Consider the following 25681-nt stretch of genomic DNA (forward strand, 5'->3'; position numbering starts at 1 on the left):
GCCTGGCATCTGTTCGCCGCTGTGGCGGACTACTGCAAGGGGGGCTCATGAGACGAAGAGCGAGATCGATCCTCGCTGCCGGCGCACTCCTGCTCGGCGGAGTGGCCATCGCACCCATGGCACAGGCCGAACCCGGTGCCGCGGCCGACCCGGGCGCGGACGAGGTCAAGGTGTTCCGCGCGGACGTCACGAAGGAACAGGTACCCCTGCTCCTCGCGGCGGGCCAGGACAGTCACGAACTGGGTGAACGAGTACCCCGCAAGGGCACGGCCACGGTCGAGGTCTACCTCACCGACAAGGAGGCCGACCGCCTGGAGGACAAGGGCGTCGACCTCACCGAGCACAAACTTTCGGCCAAGGCACGCGCGCGCGTGGCGGCCGCGGGGGACGGCGTCTACCGGCCGTACAGCGGCAAGGGCAACCTGAAGGAGGAGATCCTCAGAACGGGGCAGCAGAACCCGTCCCTGACGAAGGTCGTCTCCATCGGCAAGACCCTCCAGGGGCAGGACATCCTGGCCGTCAAGCTCACCAAGAACGCCAAGAAGACCAAGGACGGCGCCAAGCCCTCCACGCTGTACATGTCCAACCAGCACGCCCGTGAGTGGATCACGCCCGAGATGACCCGGCGCCTGATGCACCACTACCTGGACAACTACGGCAAGGACCAGCGGATCACCAAGCTCGTGAACTCCACCGAGCTGTGGTTCGTCCTCTCCGCCAACCCCGACGGCTACGACTTCACGTTCGACGCCGACGGTGACCGCCAGTGGCGCAAGAACATGCGTGACGTCAACGGCGACGGCGCCTGGACGGTCGGCGACGGCGTCGACCTCAACCGCAACTTCGCCTACAAGTGGGGCTACGACGACGAGGGCTCGTCCCCGTACCCGACCAGTCAGACCTACCGCGGCGCCGGCCCCGGCTCCGAGCCCGAGACCAAGGCGATCGACGCCTTCCAGAAGCGCATCGGCTTCGAGTACGGCATCAACTACCACTCCGCCGCCGAACTGATCCTCTACGGGGTCGGCTGGCAGGTGGCGACCCCGAGCCCCGACGACGTGCTCTACAAGTCCCTGGCGGGCACGCCCGAGAACCCGGCGGTCCCCGGCTATCACCCGCAGGTCTCCTCCGAGCTCTACACGACCAACGGCGAGGCCGACGGACACGCGTCCAACGTCAACGGCACGGCGATGTTCACCCCCGAGATGTCGACCTGCCAGACCGTCTCGAACCAGGACCCGAACGACGCCTGGAACGCCGCGGACTGCGCCTCGGTCTTCACCTTCCCGGACGACGAGAAGCTGATCCAGCAGGAGTTCGCGAAGAACGTCCCGTTCGCGCTGTCCGTCGCCGAGTCGGCGGCCAAGCCCGACCAGCCGAAGTCCTCGGTCGGCGTCGACGCCCCCGACTTCACTCCGGCCCCCTTCGCGACGTCGTACTCCCGGGGCGCCGACCAGGAGATCTCGGTGGTCGCCCGCAAGTCCGTACGCGACAAGGAACTCAAGTACCGCGTCAACAACGGGCGTACGTGGGACCAGGCGCTCAAGCCCTGGAAGGGCGGCGAGACCTTCGGCGGCGAGGACAACCTCTACTTCGACGAGTACCGCGCCCCGGTCCAGGACGGTGAGCCCGGCGACAAGGTCGAGATCTGGTTCACCGGCGAGACCCGCAGCGGAAAGCCCACCTCCAGCGAGCGCTTCACGTACACGATCGCCGAACGGCCGCGCGCCGACACGCTGGTGGTCGCCGAGGAAGGTGTCGCGGCGACGAAGGCACAGCTGTACGTCGACGCCCTGAAGGCCAACGGCCGCAAGGCCCTCGTCTGGGACGTCACCACCCAGGGCACGCCCGACGCCCTCGGCGTCCTCGGCCACTTCAAGACGGTCGTCCACTACACGGGCGCCGACCGCCCCGGATACGCCACCCAGCTGCAGCTGCGCGCCTACCTCAACGAGGGCGGCAAGCTGATCGAGGCGGGCGAGCAGGCGGGCGGCCAGGTCGCACTGCCGGGCGCCCTGACCAACGACTTCAGCCAGTACTACCTGGGTGCCTACTCCCGCACGACCACTCCGGGCGTCACGGCCTTCACCGGTTCGGGGAAGCTCGGGGGGGCCGCGGGTCCGCTCGGCGACACGCCCGGGAACCCGCTGAACGCGGCAGGCGCCTACAGCGTCACCTCGGACACCCTGCCCGTCTCCACGTTCCCGCAGTTCGCGAGCGCGGGAGCCGGAGCGTACCCGGGCACCGTCAACCCGTACGGCCCGTACGCGGGCACGTCCATGGCGGCCGTCACCCACTCCGACTACGCCTGGAACCGTCTCACCCGCACCATCGACCTCACCTCGGTGAGCGCGGCCGACGCGCCCACCCTGCGCACCAGGCTCCTGTGGGACACCGAGGAGGGCTACGACCACGCGGCCCTGGAGGCGCACACGGCCGGGGCCGACGACTGGACCACGCTCCCGGAGAAGGGCGGCGCCACCGGCACCGCGGTGCCCGTCGAGTGCGAGGCCGGCTACTTCATCCAGGCGCACCCCGCCCTCAAGCGCTACCTGACCCTGGGCGAGGGCGGCTGCACCCCGACCGGCACGAGCGGCTCCTGGAACAGCTTCACCGGGGCCTCGGACGGCTGGCAGCAGGTCGAGTTCGATCTGTCCGCGTACGCCGGGAAGACGGTGGAGGTGTCGCTGAGCTACATCAGCGACCCGGGTTCCGGCGGACACGGAGTCCTCGCCGACAACGCCTCCGTCGTCCTCGGCGGCACGGCCGGCGAGACCGAGGGCTTCGAGACGTCGCTCGGCGCCTGGAAGGTCCCCGGACCGCCCGCGGGCAGCCCCGCGGTCGTCAACGACTGGGGCCTGTCCGGCGAGCTCTTCAAGACGTACGGAGCGGTCACCACGCGTGACACCGTGCTGTTCGGCTTCGGCCTGGAGCACGTCACCGCGGCGGCCGACCGCACGGCCCTGCTGGGCAAGGCACTGGCCGCCCTGCGCGGCTGACACGGTCGACACCGGGGCTTCGAGCCCGGGCGGTCCGTACCCCTACTGGCGGGTACGGACCGCCCTGCCGTGTATGGGGTATCTCGATGTCACCACGGGAGCCTCAGGGAGGTAGGGTCGTAGGCGGTCGGGGACATCCCATACAGCTCGCCGGTGTCGAACCCGGCGTACCAACGAGGAGATCGGTTTCGTGACGATCCGCGTAGGCATCAACGGCTTTGGCCGCATCGGTCGTAACTACTTCCGCGCGCTGCTGGAGCAGGGTGCTGACATCGAGATCGTGGCTGTCAACGACCTGGGTGACACCGCGACCACCGCACATCTGCTCAAGTACGACACCATTCTGGGCCGCCTCAAGGCCGAGGTGTCCCACACCGCCGACACGATCACCGTCGACGGCCGGACCATCAAGGTGCTGTCCGAGCGCAACCCCGCCGACATCCCGTGGGGCGACCTCGGCGTCGACATCGTGATCGAGTCGACCGGCATCTTCACCAAGAAGGCCGACGCCGAGAAGCACATCACCGGCGGCGCCAAGAAGGTCCTCATCTCGGCTCCGGCCAAGGACGAGGACATCACTATCGTGATGGGCGTCAACCAGGACAAGTACGACGCGGCCAACCACCACGTCATCTCGAACGCCTCGTGCACCACCAACTGTGTGGCGCCGATGGCCAAGGTTCTCGACGAGAACTTCGGCATCGTCAAGGGCCTGATGACCACGGTCCACGCGTACACGAACGACCAGCGGATCCTGGACTTCCCGCACTCGGACCTGCGCCGCGCCCGCGCCGCCGCCGAGAACATCATCCCGACCACCACGGGCGCGGCCAAGGCCACCGCCCTGGTCCTCCCGCAGCTCAAGGGCAAGCTCGACGGCATCGCGATGCGCGTCCCGGTCCCGACCGGCTCGGCCACCGACCTGGTCGTCACGCTGCAGCGCGAGGTCACCAAGGACGAGGTCAACGCCGCGTTCAAGAAGGCCGCCGACGACGGCGACCTCAAGGGCTTCCTTACCTACACCGAGGACCCGATCGTCTCCTCGGACATCGTCGGCGACCCGGCCTCCTGCACCTTCGACTCCTCCCTGACCATGGTCCAGGAGGGCAACTCGGTGAAGATCCTCGGCTGGTACGACAACGAGTGGGGCTACTCCAACCGCCTCGTCGACCTCACGGTCTTCGTCGGCGACCAGCTCTAGGTCCAAGAAGCAAGGCACCTCGATGTGAGCACAGGGCCCGGGCAGCGCACCGCCGCGCACCCCGGGCCCTGTGGCACGTGCTGAGCGATCAGCCCTCTCGGACACAAGAGCCACCCTAGGAGTCCACTTATGAAGACGATCGACGAACTTCTCGCCGAAGGGGTCGACGGCAAGCGGGTCTTCGTGCGCGCCGACCTGAACGTGCCGCTCGCCGAAGGCCGGATCACCGACGACGGCCGCATCCGTGCCGTCCTGCCGACCGTCAAGGCCCTCGCCGAGGCCGGCGCCAAGGTGGTCGTCGCCTCCCACCTGGGACGCCCCAAGGGCGCCCCGGACCCCGCCTTCTCGCTGCGGCCCGCCGCCGAACGGCTCGCCGAGCTCCTCGACGCGCCCGTGGCGTTCGCCCAGGACACCGTCGGCCCCGCCGCCCACGAAGCCGTGAACGGCCTGGAGCCCGGCCGGGTCGCGGTGGTCGAGAACCTGCGTTTCAACGCCGGTGAGACGTCCAAGGACGACGCCGAGCGCGGTGAGTTCGCCGATCAGCTGGCCGCCCTGGCCGACGTGTACGTGGGCGACGGCTTCGGCGCCGTGCACCGCAAGCACGCATCGGTCTTCGACCTCCCGGCGCGGCTGCCGCACGCCGCCGGTTTCCTCATCGCCACCGAGGTCGGTGTCCTGAAGAAGCTCACCGAGGACGTCAAGCGGCCCTACGTCGTCGCCCTCGGCGGCTCGAAGGTCTCCGACAAGCTCGCCGTCATCGACCAGCTGCTCGGCAAGGCGGACCGCCTCCTCATCGGCGGCGGCATGGTGTTCACCTTCCTCAAGGCCAAGGGGTACGAGGTCGGCGCCTCCCTCCTCCAGGAGGACCAGATCCCGGTCGTCCAGGAGTACATCGAGCGGGCGCAGAAGAACGGCGTCGAGCTGGTCCTCCCCGTCGACGTGCTGACCTCCACCGGGTTCCCGGACCTGAAGACCAAGGCGCCGTCCAACCCCGAGACCGTCGCCGCGGACGCCATCCCCGCCGACCAGCTGGGCCTGGACATCGGCCCTGAGACCCGCAAGCTGTACGCCTCGAAGCTCGCCGACGCCGCCACCGTCTTCTGGAACGGCCCCATGGGCGTCTTCGAGCACCCCGACTACGCCGAGGGCACCAAGGCGGTCGCCCAGGCCCTTCTCGACTCCCCGGCCTTCACGGTCGTCGGCGGCGGCGACTCCGCCGCGGCCGTCCGCATCCTGGGCTTCGACGAGACGGCATTCGGCCACATCTCGACCGGCGGTGGCGCCTCCCTCGAATACCTCGAGGGCAAGACGCTCCCCGGCCTCGCCGCACTGGAGGACTGACCCCGTATGACCACTCGTACGCCGCTGATGGCGGGCAACTGGAAGATGAACCTCAACCACCTCGAGGCCATCGCGCACGTCCAGAAGCTCGCCTTCGCCCTCGCCGACAAGGACTACGACGCCTGTGAGGTCGCGGTCCTGCCGCCCTTCACGGACCTGCGTTCGGTACAGACCCTGGTCGACGGCGACAAGCTCAAGATCAAGTACGGCGCCCAGGACCTCTCGGCGCACGACTCCGGTGCCTACACCGGCGAGATCTCCGGCTCGATGCTGGCCAAGCTCAAGTGCACGTACGTGGCGATCGGCCACTCCGAGCGACGCCAGTACCACGCCGAGACCGACGAGATCGTCAACGCCAAGGTGAAGGCCGCCCACAAGCACGGCCTCACCCCGATCCTGTGCGTGGGCGAGGAGCTGGAGGTCCGCGAGGCGGGCAACCACGTCGCGCACACGCTCACCCAGGTCGAGGGCGGTCTCAAGGACGTCCCCGCCGAGCAGGCCGAGTCGATCGTGATCGCGTACGAGCCGGTCTGGGCCATCGGTACCGGCAAGGTCTGCGGCGCCGACGACGCCCAGGAGGTCTGCGCGGCGATCCGCGGCAAGCTCGCCGAGCTGTACTCGCAGGAAGTGGCCGACGCCGTCCGCATCCAGTACGGCGGTTCGGTGAAGTCCGGGAACGTCGCCGAGATCATGGCGAAGCCCGACATCGACGGCGCCCTGGTCGGTGGCGCGTCGCTGGACACCGACGAGTTCGTCAAGATCGTCCGGTTCCGCGACCAGTAAGTCGTACTCCGGACGTGAACCGCCAGGCTGCGAGTATGCGGTAGCGGTGTTACGTCGTACCCTTGCGGGGGCCGGGAGGCTTCGACCCTGAAGCACCGGCCCCCGTCGTCCGTCTAAGTCCGAGGAAGTTGGTCCAGCCGTGGTTATGGGGTTCTCGATCGCCCTGATCGTCTTCAGCCTGTTGCTGATGCTGCTGGTGCTGATGCACAAGGGAAAGGGCGGCGGCCTCTCCGACATGTTCGGTGGCGGCATGCAGTCGTCCGTCGGTGGATCCTCGGTCGCCGAGCGCAACCTCGACCGCATCACCGTGGTGGTCGGTTTGATGTGGTTCGCGTGCATTGTGGTGCTGGGCATTCTGATGAAGGTCAACAACTGATCAACGGCCGACATCGGCACAGCAGCACAAACGCACATTACGCAAGCACATTCCGCACGTAAGGCCCCATGTCCGGTACGCGCCCGCAGGCGCGGCCTATCATGGGGCTTGCGTCTGTGTGCAGGGTGTAACTCGAATCACTGGACGCGCGTTGGGCCTTACGTAGACTGAGGCGCTCGCAGCGAAGCGTCACGCCGACTCGTTTCGCGGCACCATCACGCAGGGAGTTACGACCGTGGCAAGTGGCAACGCGATCCGAGGAAGCCGGGTCGGGGCGGGGCCGATGGGCGAGGCCGAGCGTGGCGAGTCCGCGCCCCGGCTGCGCATCTCCTTCTGGTGCTCCAACGGGCACGAGACGCAGCCCAGCTTCGCCAGCGACGCGCAGGTCCCCGACACCTGGGACTGCCCGCGCTGCGGCTTTCCCGCCGGACAGGACCGGGACAACCCGCCGGACCCGCCGCGCACCGAGCCGTACAAGACGCACCTCGCGTACGTACGGGAACGGCGCAGCGACGCGGACGGCGAGGCGATCCTCGCCGAGGCGCTCGCCAAACTGCGGGGCGAAATCTAGGAATTGAGATCCGGCCGGACACCGAGAGGTGCCCGGCCGGAGGTGTCTTTCGACAAACCCATTGTCCGACCGGACGTATTTCTCCTACGCCCTTGGCCGCACAGCTCCGCGGCCCATTGTCAGTGGTGCCCTCTACGGTTTCTGGATCAACGGAATCCGGGGGAGGAGCACGGTGACGACGGTCGGTACGAAAGACATCGGCGCGCCCGCGTGGCGCGGGGGATTCGGACGGCTGTGGAGCGCCGCCGTGCTCTCCAGCTTCGGCGACGCACTGCGCACGGCCGCGCTGCCGCTGCTGGCCGTCACGCTCACCGACGAGCCGTTGCTCGTCGCGTCCGTCACCGCCTGCGGCTATCTGCCCTGGATCGTCTTCGGGCTGCTGGGCGGGGCCGTCGCCGACCGGGTGGACCAGCGGCGTGCCATGTGGGCCGTGGACCTGGCCCGAGGTCTGCTGATGGGGGCCTTCGCGGTGGCCGTCTGGTTCGGGCACGCCTCCATCGCCCTGCTCATCGGGCTGGCCGTCACCCTGACCACCCTGCAGACACTCTTCGACAACGCCTCCACGGCCCTGCTGCCCGCGCTGGTGGGCAAGGAGACGCTGGGCAGCGCCAATTCCCGGCTGATGACCGGACAACAGATGGCGGGCGGCCTCCTGGCCGGGCCCCTCGTACCGCTGCTGCTCGTCGCGGGAGCGGCCGTCCCCTTCGCGGCCGACGCGGTGACCTTCCTGATGGCGGCCGCGCTGGTGGCCTCCCTCCGGATCGCCGCGCCCGGGCAGGCGCCGAGACCCGCGGGCGGCACCCTGCGCCGGGAGATCGCCGAGGGGTTGCGCGCGCTGTGGGGCGACAGGGCGCTGCGCGGACTCTGCGCGGCCACCGCACTGTGCAACGTGGGCATGGGCGCTCTCATCGCCACGATGGTGCTGCTCGTGACCGGCTGGCTGGACGCGGGAGAGCCGGGGTACGCGGCGGCGATGACCGCGTACACGGTCGGCAGCCTGGCCGGGGGAGTGCTGAACCGGCGGCTCGTGGACCGCGTCGGGCGGATCCGCGGTGTGCTGCTGGCCGGCGCGGTACAGATCGGCGCCCTCGTCGTGATGGGATCCGTGCGCAACCTAACCGCGCTCGTCGCGAGCCTCGCCGTCTTCGGGTTCATGGGGATGGTGTGGAACGTCAACACGCGGACGCTGATGCAGCAGCGCAGTCCCGCCGGCATGCTCGGCCGCGTCAGTTCGGCCTTCCGCACCCTGGCCGTCGCGGGAGCACCGCTGGGCGCACTGCTGGGCGGGCTCGTGGCCACCGCCTGGGGGCTGAACACCCCGGCACTGCTCGCGGCCGCCTTCTTCGTTCTGTCCGTCGTCGCGCTGATACCCGCGCTCCAGCCGGACGTATCTGTTGTTGAGCCGGACGACGACGGGACGACAGCTCACGTCACACCCTGATCAATTAGGTTGGGACCGGCAGCGGGGCAAGGTACGCAGCACAGGCAGGAAAGAGGCGGAAGTCCGAGATGAACGCAGAAAGCCGTACCAGGCTCAACCAGACGCCCGAGTGGACCGCTCTGGCCAGGCACCGGGAGGAACTCGCCGAGACGCACCTGCGCGAGCTGTTCGAGGAGAACCCGGGACGCGGCGCCGCATACACGCTTCAGGTCGGCGATCTGCACGTCGACTACTCCAAGCACCTGGTCACCGACCGGACGCTGCGGCTGCTGCGCGAGCTGGCCGCGGCGACGGACGTGGCCGGCCTGCGGGACGCGCTGTTCCGCGGCGAGAAGATCAACACGACCGAGAACCGGGCCGTCCTGCACACCGCGCTGCGCACCCCGCGTGACGCGGTCGTCGAGGTCGACGGCGAGAACGTCGTACCGGCGGTGCACGCGGTCCTCGACAAGATGGCCGGCTTCGCCGAGCGCGTCCGCTCGGGCGAGTGGACCGGGCACACCGGCAAGCGCATCAAGAACGTGGTGAACATCGGCATCGGCGGCTCCGACCTGGGCCCGGCGATGGCCTACGAGGTGCTGCGGTCCTTCACCGACCGCGACCTGACGGTCCGCTTCGTGTCGAACGTCGACGGGGCCGACCTGCACGAGGCGGTCCGGGACCTGGATCCCGCCGAGACGCTGTTCGTCATCGCCTCGAAGACCTTCACCACCATCGAGACGATCACCAACGCGACCTCGGCGCGCGACTGGCTGCTGACCGAGCTGAAGGCCGGTCAGGAAGCCGTCGCCAAGCACTTCGTGGCACTGTCGACGAACGCCGGGAAGGTCGCGGACTTCGGCATCGACACGGCCAACATGTTCGAGTTCTGGGACTGGGTCGGCGGCCGCTACTCGTACGACTCCGCGATCGGCCTGTCCCTGATGATCGCGATCGGCCCGGACCGCTTCCGGGAGATGCTCGACGGTTTCCATCTGGTCGACGAGCACTTCAGGACCGCGCCCGCCGAGTCCAACGTGCCTCTGCTGCTCGGCCTGCTGGGTGTCTGGTACGGCAACTTCCACGACGCGCAGGCGCACGCGGTGCTGCCGTACTCGCACTACCTGTCGAAGTTCACCGCGTACCTCCAGCAGCTCGACATGGAGTCCAACGGCAAGTCCGTGGACCGCGACGGGAATCCGGTGGAGTGGGAGACGGGCCCCGTCGTGTGGGGCACGCCGGGCACCAACGGGCAGCACGCCTACTACCAGCTCATCCACCAGGGCACGAAGCTGATCCCCGCGGACTTCATCGGCTTCGCCGAGCCGGTGGCGGAGCTCAGCGACGGGCTGAAGGCGCAGCACGACCTGCTGATGGCCAACTTCTTCGCCCAGACGCAGGCGCTGGCGTTCGGCAAGACCCCGGACGAGGTGCGGGCGGAGGGCGTGCCCGAGGAGCTGGTGCCGCACAAGACGTTCCGGGGCAACCACCCGACGACGACGATCCTCGCGCGCGAGCTCACCCCGTCGGTCCTCGGCCAGCTCGTCGCCCTCTACGAGCACAAGGTGTTCGTGCAGGGCGCGATCTGGAACATCGACTCCTTCGACCAGTGGGGCGTCGAGCTCGGCAAGGTCCTCGCCAAGCGCGTCGAGCCCGCGCTGACGGAGAGGGCTCAGGTGCCTGGCCTCGACGGGTCCACCACCGCGCTCGTGGCCAAGTACCGGGAACTGCGGGGCCGGAAGTAGTCGTGGAGTAGTCGTGTGGGTCGGGAGGCGGACGGCATGTCAGGTGTCCGCCTCCCGTAGAATTCCGGGCGATCATGGCGTCGAGGGCTCGGGGGAGCTGAACATGGCTGGTTCGCGCGGAAGATGGCTCAGCCGCAACCTGTCGGTGGCGTCGGTTCTGCAGCCCAAGGCCGTGGCCCAGGCGGTGTTCCACCCGGCGTGGATCCCGCCGGCGGTCGATCCGTCGGTGGAGCGCCTCAAGCGGGTGCGCGTCGTCGCCGGGGGCGTCGCGGCGTTCGGCGTGTACACGTTCGTGGAGGGCAGGTTCGACTTCAGGGAGATCCTGGAGAACATCGTCGTCGCGGCCCTCGTCCTGTTGTTCATCACCCCTCTGACGGTGGGCGTGATGCTCTTCGTCTGGCGGCGCACCGGCAGGATCCGCGAGCTGCGGGGGTCCCTGTTCAACTCGCTCAAGCTGCTGCTGCTCTTCATCGGCATGGTCGTCGGGACGGTGCTGCTGTGGCAGCTGTCGATCCAGCTCGGCGCCATCTGGACGGTGGTGCTCGGCCTGCCGGCGATGTGGATCACCGGCTTCCTGATGTACGGGGCCGTGCAGCTGTCCGGGAACTTCTTCGGCTCAGCCGCCGTGCACCGCGCCCTGCCGGCGCTGCTCGCCACGGTGACGACATGGCTGATGGCCCTGCCGGACCTGGTCACCGGTGATCTGCACGGGCTCAGCTTCAAGCTGGGGGTCGTCTTCATCCTGGGCGCCCCGCTGACGGTCACGGCCATCGCCGCCCTGGAGACGCACCGGCTCCGACGCCACCACGGCATCCGGCTGTCCGCCCATCCGGCGACGCTCCCGCCGACGCGGCCATACGCACCGAGCAACGGTTTCGTGCCGCCCCAGGGGAACATGTACCCGCCGCCGGGCCAGCCGTACGCGCCTCCCGGTCAGCCGTACGTGCCGCCGGGGCAGCCGTACGCACCTCCGGGCCAGCCGTATCCGCCGGGAAACGGCGTGCCGTACCCGCCGTATGTCCAGGGCAACCCGTACGGACCGCCCCAGTAGCCGCAGCCGCCGTACCGGTCCTGATCCGGCCGGTCCGGCGGCTCAGGCCACCGCGCTCAGCGTGTCCGCGAGTCTGCGGCGGGCCGCCCGGGCCGCGGGCAGGACGGCGAGCGCGGCGGCGCCGAACACGGCGGCCGCGCCGAGGAGCAGCAGCAGGACGGGGGAGGGCCCCCGGGCGATCCCGGCGCCGATGCCGCTCGACCTGCCCTGGGCGTCGATCAGCCAGTGCGCGAGGGGCACCCCCAGCGCCGCTGCGACGACGACCGCGGCCAGTGCCGTGCACGCCGTGGCCGTCACCGTGACCCCGGTGATCTGCCGCGGGGTCAGCCCGATCGCCTTCAGGGCCAGCAAATCCCGTTCGCCCTCGCGCACGGTGCCGCCGATCGCGGTCAGCAGTTCGATCAGACCGATCAGCGCGAGCACCGCGATCAGCCCCAGGACGACGGCGCGCAGCGGCGAGAGTCCGTCGGCCGGGTTCGGCGCGGGGTACGCGCTGACGTCTCCGTGCGCGGTGGCGGTCAGCGCGGCGGCCACCCGGTGCGGGTCGGCGCCGGGGCGCAGCTGGAGCTGGTACAGGGTCGCCCGGAGCCCCGGGTCGTTCTCCCGGAGGGTGTCGAGCGAGGTGGAGATGACCCGGCCGCCGTTCTCCGGCTCGATGCTCCGCCCCACGATGTGCAGGACCTGCGGCCGGGCGCCCACCGACATCCGTACCCAGTCACCGACGCGCACGTCCAGCAGGTCGAGCAGTCCCTGACCGGCCACCGCCTCGTCGGGGCCGCGCGCGGGGCGGCCCTCGGCCAGCGAGAACGGATACGGGTCCTGGCGGGTGCCGAGCCCGCGCAGCGCGATCGTGCCCGTCTGGCCCGGGACCAGGGCGGCCACCTCGACGCCCGGATGGACGGCGGCGACCTGCGGATTGCCGGCCAGCAGGGCGCGTACGTCCGGATCGCTCAGGTTCTCGTCCGCCCGTACGGTCAGCGCCGCCGCGAGACCGATCTGGTCGGGCCTGCTCTGGAAGCGGTCGATGGTCGTCCACGCGCTCATGGCCACGACGATGAGCAGCAGCGGCAGGGCCAGCCGGGCCACCGTGGCCGGCGAGCGCGAGCGGCGGGAGAACGCCTTGTGCCAGCCCAGGACCAGTGCCGACGGCAGCCGCAGCCCGAGCGCCGAGCGCGCCGGGCCGGAGAGCCGGCCGCCGAGCGGTGCCGCGGCCCGCAGCCCCGGCACCGGAGGCACCTGCCCGGCCCGCCAGGCCGCGAGAGCGGTCGTCGCGGCGATGAACAGCACCACCATCACGGGTACGGCGAACAGCGCGGCCGTGTGTCCCGGCAGGCCCTGCCACACCCCGACCGCGTCCCCCGGACGCCCCGGCGCCCGGCTGCCCAGCGCCTGGGTGAGGGCGGCGCCGAGCACGGCCCCGAGGAGTGCGAACGCCACGTGCTGGAGGAGGAAGATCCGCACCACCTGGCCCGGGGTGAATCCGATCGCCTTCAGGACGGCGATGTCCCGCAGATGGCCGCGGATGCGGGTACCGATCGCGCCGTGCACCGCGAGCGCGGCGGCGAGCAGGGCACCCAGGCCGAACAGTCCGAGGATCTGGCCGAGCAGCCGGTTGCCGCCCTGGGCCTCGGCCCGGGCCTGCTGCCAGCTGGAGACGTCGGTGACCGCCTTGGCGCCGAGAAGGGTGACGGCCCGCTGGACGGCGTAGTCCGTGTCGTCGGGGTCGGCCAGCCGCAGTCCGGCCACCTGGCCGCCGCGTCCGTCGGTGCGCTGCACCGCGGAGGGGAGCGCCCACACGAGGCCCGACCGCTCGCCCGGGCTGTAGCGGGGCTCGGCGCCGTCCGCGACACCCAGGACGGTCAGGGTCCGCCCGGTGCCGGGCACGGTGAGGGTGTCCCCGGGCTCGGCCCACAGGGCCCGGGCGAGGCTGCTCTCCAGCACCACACCGTCGGGCGTGGCCGAGTCGAGCCAGCGGCCGGAGGTGATCAGCGGACGACCGGTCGAGGGCCGGTCGGTGGTCCCCCGCAGCTCGACGGAAGCCCGGGTGCCGCGCGCCTCGACGGTCGCGGCGGCCGTGGGGTACGGGCCCGCGACGGACTCCACGCCGTCCAGTCCGGCGAGTCTGCCGGCGTCGGCCGAGGGGCCGGTGTGGATCCATACGTGCGCGCCCTGCGACTGGGTGAAGACCCGCTGCCAGGGGTTCGTCGCGTAGCCGAAGAGGGCCGTGGCCAGAAGCAGCGAGGCGACGATCCCGGCGGTGGCGAGCACGATGAACAGCGCCTCGCCGCGATGCGAGCGCAGATCGGCGTGCGCCCAGCGCAGGGTGGCCCGCACGCCCGCTCAGCCTCTCGGCTCGTGGAAGGGGGAACCGACGGGGGACAGGGCCCGGGAGGGGATCCGGGGCGAAGGCTCGGGCACGCGCTCAGTCCCTCAGTTCCAGCACGCCGGATATCCCCTTGCCGCGGGCGGGCGGGCTGTCGAGCACCGCGTCGTCGGCGATGCGGCCGTCGAAGAAGCTGATCACCCGGTCCGCGGCGCTCGCGAGCCGTGCGTCGTGCGTGACCAGCACGATGGTCTGGCCGCGCTGGTGGAACCGCGACAACAGCCGGGTCACCTCCCGGGTGCCCTTGCTGTCGAGGCTGCCCGCGGGCTCGTCGGCCAGCAGCAGCCGAGGGTGGTTGACCAGGGCCCGGGCCAGCGCCACGCGCTGCTGCTCGCCGCCGGAGAGCTCGCCCGGCATGCTGCGCTCCTTGCCCTCCAGGCCCAGCTCGGCGAAGAGCCCCGCACGCTCGGCGCGCGCCTGTCGGGGGGAGAGTCCGGCGAGGAGGGCGGGCAGCTCGACGTTGTCGGCGACCGACAGGTTCGACACCAGGTTGAAGAACTGGAAGACGATGCCGATCCGGCGTCGGCGCTCGACGGCCCAGCGGGCCTCGCTGTACGCGTCCGTGCACTCGCCGTCCAGCCGGATACTGCCGGAGTCCGGTCGCTGGAGCCCGCCGAGCAGATGCAGCAGGGTCGACTTGCCGGCGCCGGACGGGCCGGTGACGGCCACGAACTCGCCCTGACGTACGGACAGGTCCACGCCGCGCACGGCGTGCGCCGGGGCGCCTTCGCCGCGGTGGGTCTTGACCAGGCCCTCGGCACGCAACAGGGGCGCGCCCTCGGCACGCGGCGAAGGAGCGGTGCGGCTCATTCCAGCTCCTCCAGTTCCTCCTGGCACCGTTCCAGCCAGTCGAGGTCGGCCTGCAGATGCAGCATGGCGCCCTCTATGAGCAGCTGGGAGATGCGGTTGTCCCGGCTCTCGGCCGCGGCGAGCTTCGACAGGTCGCGCATGGTGTTCAGGTACTCGCGTCGTTGTTTGTTGATCAGGGCGATCTGGTCGGCGAGTCCGGTCCGCGGCGCGAGGGCGAGCTTCATGAAGAACTCGTCCCGCACGCGCGGCTCGTCCGCCGTCTCCTCGTACCAGGCGCGCAAGGCCTCGTGCCCGGCGTCGGTGAGGTGGTAGATCTTCTTGTTGGGCCGGCTCGACTGCTCGACTTCCTCGCCCTCGATCAGTCCCGACTTCTCGAGGCGGCCGAGCGTCACGTAGATCTGGCCGACGTTCGGCTGAGGGTACGCGGCACCCAGCAGTTGCTCAAGGTCCTGCTTGAGCTCGTAGCCGTGGGCCGGGCCGCGTGCCAGCAGGGCCAGGAGGGGCAGCCGCACTCGTGCTCTCCTCCCCCTTCTCCGGTCCTCGTAGGGTGCCGCAGGCCCGGGTGCCCGGGGCCGATGTGCCGCAGGCCCTAGTATCGCCCATACCTAACGGGTATACATGGCCTCTGACTCCGGGTGAAGGCGCCCGGCAGCCGGGTGTACCAGGGAGGAACCTATGCGGTGGCTGCATGCCGCGGGTAGGGGGCTCCTGGTCGCGGCCGTGGTTCTGACCGGATACGTCGCCTCGGGCGTGCAGGCCGACGGGGCGCGCGGCGGCGGGCGGGGCCCGCTCACGCTGGCCACCGCCGGGGACCTCACCGGTTATCTGGGACCGCTGCTCGACGGCTGGAACCGTACCCACCCCGGCGAGAAGGTCACCCTCGTCGAACTGCCGGACTCCGCCGACGAGACCCGGGCGCAGATGACCACCGACCTGCGCGGCGGTGGCCGGGGCCGCTTCGACGTCCTGAACATCGACGTCGCCTGGACCTCGGAGTTCGCCGCCGCGGGCTGGATCTCGCCGCTGTCCCGGGACCGCTTCCCGCTCGACGGGTTCCTCAAGCCGGTCGTGGACACGGCGACGTACGACGACCGGCTGTACGCGGTTCCCTACGTCACCAACGCGGGACTGCTCCTCTACCGCAAGGACGTCCTCGACAAGGAGGGCGTCCCGCCGCCGCGAACCTGGGCCGAGCTGGAGGAACAGGCACGCACCATCGCGCCGAAGTACGGGCTCGACGGCTACGCGGGCCAGTTCCTGCCCTACGAGGGGCTCACGGTGAACGCCGCCGAGGCGGTCTACTCGGCGGGCGGCAGCATCCTCGGCGACGAGGGCGAGCGGGTCACCGTCGACTCGGCGGCGGCCCGCGAGGGAATCGGCTTCCTGGCCCGCGGGGTACGCGACGGCTGGATCCCCAAGAAGGCGCTGGCCTACAAGGAGGAGGAGTCCAAGCAGGCCTTCCAGGACGGGCGTCTCCTCTTCCTGCGCAACTGGCCGTACGCCTATGTCGGTGCCTCCGCCAAGGGCTCGCCGGTCGCCGGCAAGGTGGGCGCGGTGCCGCTGCCCGGACCCGACGGGCCGGGTACGAGCGTGCTCGGCGGTTCGAATCTCGCGGTCAGCGCGCATGCACGGCACCCCGACTCCGCGGCCCGCCTCATCGCGTATCTCACGAGCGAGCGCATGCAGCGGCAGGTGCTCACCAAGGGTGCCCTGCCGCCCGTGCGGACCGCGCTCTACGAGGACCCGGAGCTGATCCGGCGGTTCCCCTATCTTCCGACGCTCCGTGCGAGCGTCCGCGCGGCGGCGCCGCGCCCCAAGAGTCCGCGCTACGACCAGGTCAGCCTGGCCGTGCAGGCCGTGGTGCACGACGCGATGACCGGGCATCAGACGCCCGAGGCCGCGGTGCGACGCCTGGCGCGGGAGCTTGCGGACATTTCACGCCGAGGCTGAGCCTCCCCTTCGCCGCACTCCGGCCGGATCATAGTTACATGTTAAGTAACACGACCGTCTCGTTCTTCGCTTTCGCGGTGGAAAAGTACGGATATAGAGCCCCAGCCCTCAGAAGGACTCGATCGACTCGTTGACACCTGTGCGACACGCCTACTTAACATGCATGCATAACCGGAGGCACGCACAGACAGGTCAACGGGTGACGCTCAACATGCACCGCTGGTGGCGCGACGCAGTGATCTACCAGGTCTACGTCCGGAGCTTCCTGGACAGCACCGGGGACGGCATCGGCGATCTCGCCGGGGTACGGGCCGGACTGCCGTACCTCAAGAAGCTGGGGGTCGACGGGGTCTGGCTGAGCCCCTTCTACCCCTCGCCGCAGCACGACCACGGCTACGACGTGTCCGACTACTGCGACGTCGACCCGCTCTTCGGCGACCTCGGCGAGTTCGACCTGCTGATGACGGACGCCCGGCGGCTCGGCATCAAGGTGCTCCTCGACATCGTCCCCAACCACTGCTCGGGCGAGCACCCCTGGTTCCAGGAGGCCCTCGCCGCGGCGCCGGGCAGCGCGGCCCGCGCCCGCTTCCACTTCGCCGACGGCCGGGGCCCGGGCGGCGCGGAGCCGCCCAACAACTGGCACGCCATGTTCGGCGGCCCCGCCTGGAGCCGGGTCACCGAACAGGACGGCACCCCCGGCCAGTGGTATCTGCACATGTTCACGCCCGAGCAGCCCGACCTGAACTGGCGCAACCCCGAGGTCGGCGCCCACTTCGACCACGTCCTGCGCTTCTGGCTCGACCGGGGCGTCGACGGCTTCCGCATCGACGTGGCCGCGGGCCTCTACAAGCACCCCGGGCTGCCGGACTCGCCCGACCCCGAGGCCGACGCCCGCACCCGGGACTCCGTCAACCCGCTCGCCTGGAACCAGCCCGAGGTGCACGACGTCTGGCGGCACTGGCGGTCGGTGTGCGAGGAGTACACCGACCGGGACGGCCGGGAGCGGCTGCTCGTCGGCGAGGTGTCCGTGCCGACCGCCCGCGAACACGCCCTGTACGTACGGCACGACGAACTGCACCAGGCCTTCTTCTTCGACCTGCTCAGCGCGCCCTGGAGCGCCGACGCCTTCCGCAAGGTCATCTCCCACGCCATGCAGGACATCGCGGGCACCGGCTCGACGGTCACCTGGGTCCTCAACAACCACGACCAGGTCCGCACGGTCACCCGCTACGGCGAACTGGGCACCGAGGGCAGCGGGCTGGGCGCCGCACGAGCCCGCGCCGCCGCCCTGCTGATGCTGGCACTGCCCGGCGCCGCGTACATCTACCAGGGGGAGGAGCTCGGGCTGCCCGAGGTCGTCGATCTGCCCGACGACGTGCTCACCGACCCGATCTACCGCCGCACCGGCAGCCGCGCCCGGATCCGGGACGGCTGCCGGGTGCCGCTGCCGTGGTCCGGGCACGCCTCGCCGTTCGGCTTCACCTCCGGCGCCGAGAGCGCCAAACCGTGGCTGCCGCAGCCCGCCTACTTCGCCGAGTACGCCACGGAGCGCGCCCTCGCCGACACCCGGTCCTTCTGGCACCTCTACCGCGACGGGCTCCAACTGCGAGCGGGCATGCCCCAGTTGGGTGAGGGGACGCTGCGCTGGCTGGACACCCAGCCCGGCGTCCTCGCCTTCGTCCGCGGCGACGGCCTGGTCTGCGCCGTCAACTTCGGCACGGCGCCGACACCCGCGCCGGTCGCCGGCACCCCTCTGCTGGCCAGCGGCCCCTGTGCCCCGGGCGTCCTGCCCGGCTCGACGGCCGCCTGGTGGATCAGCGACCGCACCACCCCCTGACCACCCCCCACCCCGACCGCCGACTCCCGCACCGACCACACCGCCTGACGTCCCGTCACATCCCCTGCTCCCGAAGGAACATCAACGATGATGCGACCACGTACGACCCTGCTCGCGAGCTGCACCGCCCTCGCACTGGCCCTCGGCGCGACCGCCTGCGGCGGCGGGCCCGTCTCCGCGGGAGGCGGCGACAAGCCGCTCAGCGGCGAGACCATCGACGTGGCCGGTGTCTGGTCCGGCAGCGAACAGAAGAACTTCCAGAAGGTCCTGGACGCGTTCACCGAGAAGACCGGCGCCAAGACCCGGTTCACCTCCACCGGCGACAACGTCTCCACCGTCGTCGGCAGCAAGATCGAGGGCGGCAACGCCCCCGACGTGGTGATGGTCCCGCAGGTCGGCGTGCTCCAGCAGTTCGCGAAGGAGGGCTGGCTCAAGCCGCTCTCCAAGACGGCCGGGCAGTCCGTGAGCGGCAACTACGCGAACGTGTGGAAGGACTACGGCAGCGTCGACGGCACCCTGTACGGCCTGTACTTCAAGGCCGCCCACAAGTCGACCGTCTGGTACAGCCCCGACGCCCTCGACGAGGCCGGCGTCGAGCCGCCGGCCTCGTACGACGCGATGCTGAAGGCCGGCCGGACCGTCTCGGAGTCGGGCCTCGCGGCCTTCTCCGTCGCCGGACAGGACGGCTGGACACTCACCGACTGGTTCGAGAACGTCTACCTCTCGCAGGCAGGCCCCGAGAAGTACGACGCCCTGGCCGCTCACAAGATCAAGTGGACCGACCCCACCGTGGTCGAGGCCCTCACCACCCTCGGCAGGCTCTTCCAGGACAAGGAGCTGATAGCCGGCGGCCAGAAGGGGGCCCTGAACACCGACTTCCCGGGCTCCGTCGAGAAGGTCTTCGGACCCGAACCCGTGGCGGGCATGGTCTACGAGGGCGACTTCGTGGCGGGCGTCGCCAAGGACCAGTACGGCCGGAAGATCGGTGAGGACGCCGACTTCTTCCCCTTCCCCGCGGTCGGCGACGGCAAGGCGCCCGTCGTCAGTGGCGGCGACGCGGCCGTCGTCCTCAAGGACGGCAAGAACCAGAAGGCCGCCATGGAGTTCCTGGAGTACCTCGCGACCCCCGAGGCCTCCGCGGTCTGGGCCGAGGCCGGTGGCTTCCTCTCCCCGAACAAGAAGCTCGACCTCGCCTCGTACGGCGACGACACCACCCGTGAGACCGCCAAGTCCCTTGTGGAAGCCGGGGATTCGGTCCGCTTCGACATGTCGGACCAGGCCCCGGCCGCGTTCGGCGGCACCAAGGGTGCCGGCGAGTGGAAGCTCCTCCAGGACTTCCTGCGCGACCCGTCCGACCCGAAGGGGACCGCGGCCGCGCTGGAGAAGGCGGCGGCCAAGGCGTACAAGGGCTGATCGCCGTGACCGCCACCCTGCTGAAAGAGGCGGGCCACCCGCCCCTCGCGCCGGCCGGCCACGACCCGAGGCGCCGCGCCCGCCGCCGCGCCCGGGTCGTCGCCCTCGCGTTCGTCTTCCCCACCCTGCTGCTGCTCGGCGCGCTCGTCGTCTACCCCGTGCTGTTCTCGGTGGGCCGCAGCTTCTTCGACGCGTCCGGCGACCGGTTCGTCGGCGGCGACAACTACACCGAGATGTTCCGCGACCCCGCCACGCTGACGGCCGTCCGCAACACGGCCGTCTGGGTCGTCGTCGCGCCCACCCTGCTCACCGGGCTCGGTCTCGTCCTCGCCGTACTGGTCGAGAAGGTGCGCTGGGCAACGGCGTTCAAGCTCCTGCTGTTCATGCCCATGGCCGTCTCCTTCCTCGCCGCGGGCATCATCTTCCGGCTCGCGTACGACGAGGATCCCGAGAAGGGCGTCCTGAACGCCGCCGTCGTCTCCGTGCACGACGCTTTCCAGGACGCGTCGTCGTACCCGAACGCCCGGGCCCGTGAAGGCCAGGGCCTGACCAGGGGCGCCGACGGCTCGTACCGCACGACGGCCGCGGCGTCCCCCGGCGACACCGTCGGGCTCGGCCTGGTCGGCGTACGTGCCGAGGACCTGCCGGCGGGCGCGCGCCCCGCGCAGTCGGCGGCGGCCCGCAAGGCGTCGGCCGACGAGCTGCGCGGCGTCGTCTACCTGGACTTCACCCGCGGCGGGGGAGGGGAGCAGGGCAGGGTCGACAGGACCGAGAGCGGCCTGCCGCAGATGAAGGTCGAGGCGGTACGGGACGGGAGGACCGTCGCGAGCGCCGCCACGGCGGCCGACGGTTCCTTCCGCTTCCAGGACCTCGGACCGGGCTCGTACACCGTGCGGCTGCCCGCCTCGAACTTCGCCCCGCCCTACGAGGGCATCTCGTGGCTTGGACCCGCGCTCGTCACACCCGCCATCATCGGCGCCTACCTGTGGATCTGGACCGGCTTCGCCATGGTGCTGATCGGGGCCGGGCTCGCCGCGCTGCCGCGTGACGCGCTGGAGGCGGCCAGGATGGACGGCGCGAACGAGTGGCAGATCTTCCGCCGCATCACCGTGCCGTTGCTCGCGCCCGTGCTCACCGTGGTCTTCGTGACCCTCGTGATCAACGTGATGAAGGTCTTCGACCTCGTCTACATCATCGCGCCGGGACCGGTCCAGGAGGACGCCACCGTGCTCGCCACCCAGATGTGGCTGGTGTCCTTCGGCGGCGGCAACAACCAGGGCCTCGGCAGCGCGCTCGGGGTACTGCTCCTGCTCCTCGTGGTCCCCGCCATGGTCTTCAACGTCCGCCGCTTCCGAGGGAGTCAACGATGAACGCGCTCAGGCGGGGGCTCGGCAGCAGCCTGGTGCAGGCGTTCCTGGTGCTGGTCGGCCTCATCTGGCTCACCCCGCTCGCCGGGCTCTTCCTGTCGTCGCTGCGGTCCGCCGAGGACACCGCGACGGGCGGCTGGTGGACGTCGCTCACCAGCCCCAGCCAGTTGTCCTTCGACAACTACTCGGCGCTGCTGGGCAACGCGGGAATGACACAGGCATTCTGGAACACCGTGCTGATCTCGGTGCCGACCACGGTTCTCGTCGTCGTCCTCGCCGCGCTCGCCGGATACGCCTTCGCCTGGCTGGACTTCCCCGGGCGGGACCCCCTCTTCCTGCTGGTGGTCGCCCTGTTGGTGGTACCCGTACAGATCGGCCTGCTGCCGGTGGCCAAACTCTTCGGGCAACTGGGGCTGTTCGGCACGATCCCCGGGGTCGTCCTGTTCCACGTGTCGTACGGGCTGCCGTTCGCGATCTTCCTGCTGCGCAACTACTTCGCGGAGATGCCGAAGGAGATGCTGGAGGCCGCGCGGATGGACGGTGGCGGGGAGTGGCGGATCTTCACCCGGCTCGTGCTGCCGGTCGGCCGCCCGGCCATCGCCAGCCTCGCCATCTTCCAGTTCCTGTGGGTCTGGAACGACATGCTGGTCGCGCTGCTGTTCGCCGACAGTTCGGCGCAGCCGCTGACGGTCCAACTCCAGTCGCAGATACGGCAGTTCGGGAGCAACATCGATGTGCTGGCGCCCGGGGCGTTCCTGTCGCTCGTGGTGCCGGTGGTGGTCTTCTTCGCCTTCCAGCGCCACTTCGTGCAGGGGGTCATGGCGGGGTCGGTGAAATAGCCGTCGGTGGGATGCGGGTCCGGTGAGGGCTGGTCGCGCAGTTCCCCGCGCCCCTTTTCAGAGGCGCGGGGAACTGCGCACCGGGGGTTCGGGGGCGGAGCACCCTGAGTCAGTGACGGAATCGGGCAGGGGTGGCGGGGGCGAAAGAGCCTCCGCCACCCCACCGGACCGTCAGGGGGACGACGGCGGATACAGCGCCCGTGGGAGTCGGGACGCCGCCGCCGCGTCCAGGAGCCAGAGCGTGCGGGCGCGGCCGTGCGCGCCGGCCGCCGGTGCCTGGATCTCCCCCGCACCGGACAACGCGATGGCCGCGGCCTGCGCCTTGTCCTCGCCCGCCGCGAGCAGCCACACCTCACGCGCCGCCCGGATCGCGGGCAGCGTGAGGGTGATCCGGGTCGGCGGCGGCTTCGGAGCACCGTGCACACCCACGACGGTCCGCTCCGTCTCGCGGACCGCGGGCAGCTCCGGGAAGAGCGACGCCACATGCGTGTCCGGGCCGACGCCCAGCATCAGCACGTCGAAGGACGGGACAGGGCCGTGGTTGTCCGGCCCGGCGGCCTTCGCGAGCTCGGCCGCGTAGGCCTCCGCCGCGGCGTCCGCGTCCTTGCCGTACGGGCCGTCCGACGCGGGCATGGCATGCACGCGCTCGGGATCCAGCGGCACCGAGTCGAGGAGCGCCTCACGGGCCTGGGTGACATTGCGCTCGGGATCGCCCTCGGGCAGGAACCGCTCGTCACCCCACCACAGGTCGAGACGGCCCCAGTCGACGGCGTCCCGGGCGGGCGCGGCCGCGAGCGCGGCCAGCAGGCCGTTGCCGTTGCGGCCACCGGTCAGCACGACCGAGGCCTGCCCCCGCGAGGCCTGCGCGTCCACGATCTTCGTGATCAGCCGGGCCGCGGCCGCCTGGGCCATCAGCTCCTTGTCACGGTGGACGACCAGCTGAGGAGTGCTCACTGCGGGTCCGCCTTCTTGACCGGGGGCATCTGGGCCGGTGTCGGACGCGTGGAGTCGCCGTCGCCCGCCGGGGAGGCGGGCGGCAGCGCCGGAGCCGGCGACCGGTCCGGGGCCGGGGGGTCCTGGACCGGCCGGACCGGAAGGGACCCCGGCGTCCACGTGGACGCCTCGGGCCGCTGCGAGACCGACTGGATCCCGCCGAGCCGGTCCACCCCGAACCGCAGCGCGGACGCGTACGTGTCGTCCGGGTCGAGCCTGCGCAGCTCCTCCGCGAGCAGCTCGGACGTCTCGCGGCGCTTGAGCGCCACGGCACGGTCCGGCTGGCCCGGCAGGGCCAGCGTGGCCATCGCCCCGTCCGACCGGTGCAGCGTGATGGGCCCGCCGGTCGTCTCCAGCCGCACCTGGGTCAGGCCGGGACCGGCGGAGACGGCGCGCCGGACATGCACGTGAAGGCGGTCGGCGAGCCACATGGCGAGCAGTTCGACGCTCGGGTTGGCCTCCTCGCCCGCCACCTCGACGGAGACGACCTCGCAGTCGACCTGGTCGAGGGCGGCGGCCAGCATCGAGCGCCACGGGGTGATCCGGGCCCACGCCAGGTCGGTGTCACCCGGCGCGTAGCTCTCGGCGCGGGCCCGCAGCTCCTCGACGGGCTTCTCCGCCGCGTAGCTGTCGGTGACCCTGCGCTGGCCCAGGGCGCCCAGCGGGTCGCCCGCCGCGTCGCGGGGGGCGTCCACCGACCACCAGACCACCACCGGCGCGTCCGGCAGCAGCAGCGGCAGGACGACGGACTGGGCGTGGTCGGACACCTCGCCGTACAGCCTCAGGACGACGGTCTCGCCGGTGCCCGCGTCCGCGCCGACCCGCACCTCGGCGTCCAGACGGGACTTCGTGCGGTCGCGGGGTGAGCGCGAGACGCGCTTGATGACGACGAGGGTGCGCGAGGGGTGCTCGCGCGAGGCGTCGTTGGCGGCCTTCAGGGCGTCGTAGGCGTTCTCCTCGTCGGTGACGATGACGAGGGTGAGGACCATGCCGACGGCGGGGGTGCCGATGGCCCGGCGGCCCTTCACGAGCGCCTTGTTGATCTTGCTGGCCGTGGTGTCCGTGAGATCTATCTTCATGGCCGACGCCAGCTCCGTCCGTCTCGCTCGAGCATTTCGTCGGCCTCGACGGGCCCCCACGTGCCCGACGGGTACTGCGCGGGCTTGCCGTGCTTGTCCCAGTACTCCTCGATCGGGTCGAGGATCTTCCAGGACAGCTCGACCTCCTCGGTGCGTGGGAAGAGGTTCGAGTCGCCCAGCAGCACGTCGAGGATCAGCCGCTCGTACGCCTCGGGGCTGGACTCCGTGAAGGACTCGCCGTACGCGAAGTCCATCGAGACGTCCCGGATCTCCATGGAGGTGCCGGGCACCTTGGAGCCGAAGCGGACGGTGATGCCCTCGTCGGGCTGGACGCGGATGACGATCGCGTTCTGGCCCAGCTCCTCCGTCGCCGTGTGGTCGAAGGGGGAGTGCGGGGCACGCTGGAAGACGACGGCGATCTCCGTGACGCGGCGGCCGAGGCGCTTGCCGGTACGGAGGTAGAAGGGGACGCCCGCCCAGCGGCGGTTGTCGACCTCCACCTTGATCGCCGCGTACGTGTCGGTCTTCGACTTCGCGTCGATGCCGTCTTCCTGGAGGTAGCCGACGGCCTTCTCGCCGCCCTGCCAGCCCTCGGCGTACTGCCCGCGGACCGTGCTCTCGCCCAGGTCCCGGGGCAGCTTCACCGCGCCGAGCACCTTGGTCTTCTCGGCGGCGAGCGCGTCCGCGTCGAAGGAGGCCGGCTCCTCCATGGCCGTGAGGGCCATAAGCTGGAGCAGGTGGTTCTGGATGACGTCACGGGCGGCGCCGATGCCGTCGTAGTATCCGGCCCGGCCGCCGATGCCGATGTCCTCGGCCATCGTGATCTGTACGTGGTCGACGTACGACCGGTTCCAGATCGGCTCGAACATCTGGTTCGCGAAGCGCAGCGCCAGGATGTTCTGGACCGTCTCCTTGCCCAGGTAGTGGTCGATACGGAAGACCTGGTCCGGGGCGAAGACGTCCTCGACGGTCGTGTTGAGGTCCTCCGCCGACCTGAGGTCGTGGCCGAAGGGCTTCTCGATGACGGCGCGCCGCCAGGAACCGCCCGTCTGGTCGGCCAGACCGTGCTTCTTCAGCTGCTGGATGACCACCGGGAACGCGGACGGCGGCACCGAGAGGTAGAAGGCGAAGTTGCCGCCCGTGCCCTGTGCCTTGTCCAGCTCCCCGATCGTCTCGCGCAGCCGCTCGAAGGCGTCGTCGTCGTCGAAGGTGCCCTGGACGAAGCGCATCCCCTGGATGAGCTGCTGCCAGACCTCCTCACGGAAGGGGGTGCGGGCGTGCTCCTTGACGGCGTCGTGGACCTCCTGGGCGAAGTCCTCGTGCGCCCACTCGCGGCGGGCGAAGCCCACGAGGGAGAAGCCCGGCGGCAGCAGGCCGCGGTTGGCAAGGTCATAAACAGCAGGCATGAGCTTTTTACGGGACAAATCGCCCGTGACCCCGAAGATGACGAGGCCCGACGGCCCCGCGATACGCGGGAGCCGTCGGTCCGCCGGGTCACGCAGCGGATTGCTGCTTGACAAGAT

The 25681-nt window shown here is 70.6% G+C and carries 20 protein-coding genes; 14 read left to right on the forward strand and 6 right to left on the reverse strand.

The genetic code is table 11. From position 1 onward, the window contains the following. Positions 1-47 precede the first annotated feature (47 nt). The 9 genes from KUF83_RS41380 to KUF83_RS41420 all read left to right on the forward strand — a co-directional run bounded on the left by KUF83_RS41380 (position 48) and on the right by KUF83_RS41420 (position 11487). Positions 48-2999, forward strand: a complete 2952-nt coding sequence (locus KUF83_RS41380) for a M14 family metallopeptidase (protein ID WP_217460277.1) — start codon at positions 48-50, stop codon at positions 2997-2999. Between the two features lie 190 nt (positions 3000-3189). After that, a complete protein-coding gene (gap, locus tag KUF83_RS41385) occupies positions 3190-4200 on the forward strand; it encodes a type I glyceraldehyde-3-phosphate dehydrogenase (RefSeq protein WP_217460278.1) in 1011 nt (336 codons plus the stop codon). Positions 4201-4329: 129 nt separating this feature from the next. After that, complete coding sequence (gene pgk, locus KUF83_RS41390; protein WP_217460279.1) at positions 4330-5541, forward strand: phosphoglycerate kinase; 1212 nt, start codon at positions 4330-4332, stop codon at positions 5539-5541. Between the two features lie 6 nt (positions 5542-5547). Next, on the forward strand, positions 5548-6324 hold the full coding sequence (gene tpiA / locus KUF83_RS41395; RefSeq protein ID WP_217460280.1) for a triose-phosphate isomerase: 777 nt from the start codon (positions 5548-5550) through the stop codon (positions 6322-6324). Between the two features lie 145 nt (positions 6325-6469). Continuing rightward, entirely contained in the window at positions 6470-6700 is a 231-nt protein-coding gene (secG, locus tag KUF83_RS41400) for a preprotein translocase subunit SecG (protein WP_217460281.1), read from the forward strand. Positions 6701-6935: 235 nt separating this feature from the next. After that, on the forward strand, positions 6936-7271 hold the full coding sequence (locus KUF83_RS41405; RefSeq protein WP_003957010.1) for an RNA polymerase-binding protein RbpA: 336 nt from the start codon (positions 6936-6938) through the stop codon (positions 7269-7271). Between the two features lie 172 nt (positions 7272-7443). Further along, positions 7444-8712 carry an MFS transporter gene (locus KUF83_RS41410; RefSeq protein WP_217460282.1) on the forward strand — a complete coding sequence of 423 codons (1269 nt, stop codon included), beginning with the start codon at positions 7444-7446 and terminating at the stop codon, positions 8710-8712. A 68-nt stretch (positions 8713-8780) separates the two neighbouring features. Then, positions 8781-10436 carry a glucose-6-phosphate isomerase gene (gene pgi / locus KUF83_RS41415; RefSeq protein ID WP_217460283.1) on the forward strand — a complete coding sequence of 552 codons (1656 nt, stop codon included), beginning with the start codon at positions 8781-8783 and terminating at the stop codon, positions 10434-10436. Positions 10437-10539: 103 nt separating this feature from the next. Further along, on the forward strand, positions 10540-11487 hold the full coding sequence (locus KUF83_RS41420) for a DUF3824 domain-containing protein (protein ID WP_217460284.1): 948 nt from the start codon (positions 10540-10542) through the stop codon (positions 11485-11487). Between the two features lie 42 nt (positions 11488-11529). On the opposite strand, the gene KUF83_RS41425 is transcribed toward KUF83_RS41420, so the two are convergent. The 3 genes from KUF83_RS41425 to KUF83_RS41435 form a co-directional block, all read right to left on the reverse strand. Further along, on the reverse strand, positions 11530-13821 hold the full coding sequence (locus KUF83_RS41425) for an ABC transporter permease (protein WP_217460285.1): 2292 nt from the start codon (positions 13819-13821) through the stop codon (positions 11530-11532). 88 nt (positions 13822-13909) lie between these two features. Next, positions 13910-14680 carry an ABC transporter ATP-binding protein gene (locus tag KUF83_RS41430; protein WP_217460286.1) on the reverse strand — a complete coding sequence of 257 codons (771 nt, stop codon included), beginning with the start codon at positions 14678-14680 and terminating at the stop codon, positions 13910-13912. Further along, complete coding sequence (locus tag KUF83_RS41435; RefSeq protein ID WP_217460287.1) at positions 14677-15192, reverse strand: PadR family transcriptional regulator; 516 nt, start codon at positions 15190-15192, stop codon at positions 14677-14679. Before KUF83_RS41435 ends, KUF83_RS41430 begins: the two co-directional genes overlap by 4 nt. A 163-nt stretch (positions 15193-15355) precedes the next feature. Here KUF83_RS41435 and KUF83_RS41440 point away from each other — a divergent pair, with 163 nt between their 5' ends. The 5 genes from KUF83_RS41440 (at position 15356) to KUF83_RS41460 (ending at position 22086) form a co-directional block, all read left to right on the forward strand. Further along, positions 15356-16630: an ABC transporter substrate-binding protein gene (locus tag KUF83_RS41440; protein ID WP_217460288.1), complete on the forward strand. Its 1275-nt coding sequence runs from the start codon at positions 15356-15358 to the stop codon at positions 16628-16630. 163 nt (positions 16631-16793) lie between these two features. After that, on the forward strand, positions 16794-18467 hold the full coding sequence (locus KUF83_RS41445) for a glycoside hydrolase family 13 protein (RefSeq protein WP_217460289.1): 1674 nt from the start codon (positions 16794-16796) through the stop codon (positions 18465-18467). A gap of 87 nt (positions 18468-18554) precedes the next feature. After that, entirely contained in the window at positions 18555-19880 is a 1326-nt protein-coding gene (locus KUF83_RS41450; RefSeq protein WP_217460290.1) for an ABC transporter substrate-binding protein, read from the forward strand. A gap of 5 nt (positions 19881-19885) precedes the next feature. Beyond that, entirely contained in the window at positions 19886-21250 is a 1365-nt protein-coding gene (locus tag KUF83_RS41455; RefSeq protein ID WP_217460291.1) for an ABC transporter permease subunit, read from the forward strand. Continuing rightward, the gene (locus KUF83_RS41460) at positions 21247-22086 is read left to right on the forward strand and encodes a carbohydrate ABC transporter permease (RefSeq protein ID WP_217460292.1); all 840 of its coding nucleotides are present in this window, start codon (positions 21247-21249) and stop codon (positions 22084-22086) included. The genes KUF83_RS41455 and KUF83_RS41460 overlap by 4 nt, the downstream gene beginning before the upstream one ends. A gap of 171 nt (positions 22087-22257) precedes the next feature. On the opposite strand, the gene pgl is transcribed toward KUF83_RS41460, so the two are convergent. The 3 genes from pgl to zwf are packed head-to-tail and all read right to left on the reverse strand — an operon-like array spanning position 22258 to position 25681. Beyond that, a complete protein-coding gene (pgl, locus tag KUF83_RS41465) occupies positions 22258-23040 on the reverse strand; it encodes a 6-phosphogluconolactonase (RefSeq protein ID WP_217460293.1) in 783 nt (260 codons plus the stop codon). Beyond that, positions 23037-24158, reverse strand: coding sequence for a glucose-6-phosphate dehydrogenase assembly protein OpcA (opcA, locus tag KUF83_RS41470; protein WP_217460294.1), 1122 nt, complete (start codon positions 24156-24158; stop codon positions 23037-23039). Before opcA ends, pgl begins: the two co-directional genes overlap by 4 nt. Then, positions 24155-25681, reverse strand: a complete 1527-nt coding sequence (gene zwf, locus KUF83_RS41475) for a glucose-6-phosphate dehydrogenase (protein WP_308403407.1) — start codon at positions 25679-25681, stop codon at positions 24155-24157. Before zwf ends, opcA begins: the two co-directional genes overlap by 4 nt.

Origin of the sequence: Streptomyces sp. BV286, from assembly GCF_019090165.1 — a bacterium.
GTDB lineage: Bacteria > Actinomycetota > Actinomycetes > Streptomycetales > Streptomycetaceae > Streptomyces.

Coding starts and splice junctions, on each gene's coding strand:
- KUF83_RS41380 (WP_217460277.1), top strand. CDS start 48: ATGAGACGAAGAGCGAGATCGATCCTCGCTGCCGGCGCACTCCTGCTC.
- pgk (WP_217460279.1), top strand. CDS start 4,330: ATGAAGACGATCGACGAACTTCTCGCCGAAGGGGTCGACGGCAAGCGG.
- tpiA (WP_217460280.1), top strand. CDS start 5,548: ATGACCACTCGTACGCCGCTGATGGCGGGCAACTGGAAGATGAACCTC.
- secG (WP_217460281.1), top strand. CDS start 6,470: ATGGGGTTCTCGATCGCCCTGATCGTCTTCAGCCTGTTGCTGATGCTG.
- pgi (WP_217460283.1), top strand. CDS start 8,781: ATGAACGCAGAAAGCCGTACCAGGCTCAACCAGACGCCCGAGTGGACC.
- KUF83_RS41420 (WP_217460284.1), top strand. CDS start 10,540: ATGGCTGGTTCGCGCGGAAGATGGCTCAGCCGCAACCTGTCGGTGGCG.
- KUF83_RS41430 (WP_217460286.1), bottom strand. CDS start 14,680: ATGAGCCGCACCGCTCCTTCGCCGCGTGCCGAGGGCGCGCCCCTGTTG.
- KUF83_RS41440 (WP_217460288.1), top strand. CDS start 15,356: ATGCGGTGGCTGCATGCCGCGGGTAGGGGGCTCCTGGTCGCGGCCGTG.
- KUF83_RS41445 (WP_217460289.1), top strand. CDS start 16,794: ATGCATAACCGGAGGCACGCACAGACAGGTCAACGGGTGACGCTCAAC.
- KUF83_RS41450 (WP_217460290.1), top strand. CDS start 18,555: ATGATGCGACCACGTACGACCCTGCTCGCGAGCTGCACCGCCCTCGCA.
- KUF83_RS41460 (WP_217460292.1), top strand. CDS start 21,247: ATGAACGCGCTCAGGCGGGGGCTCGGCAGCAGCCTGGTGCAGGCGTTC.
- opcA (WP_217460294.1), bottom strand. CDS start 24,158: ATGAAGATAGATCTCACGGACACCACGGCCAGCAAGATCAACAAGGCG.